At 31.6% G+C, this 1,454-nt stretch carries 1 protein-coding gene and 1 pseudogene; both read left to right on the top strand.

What is annotated here, in order from left to right; all coding sequences use genetic code 11:
* Nucleotides 1-723, top strand: a pseudogene (locus FTV43_RS15420) (hypothetical protein); the annotation flags it as partial.
* 360 nt (nt 724-1,083) lie between these two features.
* On the top strand, nt 1,084-1,454 hold a 371-nt coding region (dcm, locus tag FTV43_RS15415; RefSeq protein WP_179995833.1), incomplete at its 3' end, for a DNA (cytosine-5-)-methyltransferase.

Here is a 1,454-nt window from a genome sequence, read left to right as displayed (position 1 = left end):
TCAATGATAAGAATTGAATTTAATCCCAACCCTGTTAATTCTGAAGTAGCGGTTGCTTCGGAACTTTTAAAAAATCTTGATGATGTTGTCTATATTTATAAAAATTACTCAGCTCTCAATCTTAGTGCTGAGCTTAGAGCTGAAATAAATTATCAATTCTGGTCAGCCATTACGATGATGACCCGTAGTAATGCCTTGGTATATGCAGATAGTTCGAAAGGTACTGATTTTTCAAGCCTAGCTAATAAGAAGATTGATTTAAGTGCTAAGAATCTTAAAAGAGCAATTGAAACTAGCTTGCCTTACTTTAACAAATCACATATTCAACGCGAAATTCGAGATTTAGTTGCACATACTGATTTTGACTTATCTAGCCAAAAGATCACATGCAAAGACATGATTAAGCCTTCCCATCAACATGGTAAAGTGAATATGCATGGATTAATGAAATATAAAAATACAATAGCAATCCTTTACCGTGCTTATCTTACTTTTATAGAGAAGAAGACCAATGAAATTGAGATTAAAAAACTAAATACTATTTTAGATGAATCCATTTTTCGTCTTTCAACTGCCTCTCAAAATACTCTTACGATTAAAATACTTAAAGATTTGTTTACTGTAGTGAAAAAACCTCAAAATGCTTATGGTAGTAATGACGTTGAGGTAATTTTTAGTGAAGAAATTTTTAATTTGATTAAGAGTCAAGCACTTGTATCTTAATCAATATAAAATCTTTTTGAGGCCTATCAGGCGTAGGATATTCTTACGCTTTTTTAATTCCTACAAGAGATTTTATGTTAAATAGCACTTATTATAGTGTTGTTTATATTGATATGTAATTCCCACTTTACACTTCACCAGCCTAGTTAAGTGTAAAGTAGGAAAACATATGACTGCTATCAATTCTATATTAAAAATAGGTTAATAGAAAAAATGTTCATTTTTGTTGGTGGTATGATAGACAAATAGATCTATTTTAATAATTAACGACAGCTATTGTCGTAATGTTAGGCGATTAATAAATTATACAGAATCCATTTTAGGTACAATCCACTCATTTTCATCCTTTGTAATCTTGTTATGACCTCTGTTACTTATAAAACTATCGATCTTTTTGCTGGTATAGGTGGAATACGTCTAGGTTTTGAAAAATATGGCTGTGAAACGGTTTTTGCATCGGAATGGGATGTATATGCAAAGAAAATCTATAAGGATAATTTTGGTGAAGAACCCTTTGGTGATATTAATCTAATAGAGCCTAAAGACATCCCAGATCATGACATTCTCTTAGCTGGTTTTCCATGTCAACCCTTTAGTATTGCAGGTAAAGGGTTAGGTATCTCAGATACAAGAGGTACATTATTTTTTAATATCGAAGAAATATTAAGAGTAAAAAAACCAAAAGCGTTCCTGCTCGACAATGCAAAGCGTCTAACAACTCATGATAAGGG

The organism is Acinetobacter sp. YH16053, assembly GCF_013417035.1.
GTDB lineage: Bacteria > Pseudomonadota > Gammaproteobacteria > Pseudomonadales > Moraxellaceae > Acinetobacter > Acinetobacter towneri.
This window is presented reverse-complemented; position numbering and strand designations above follow the sequence as displayed.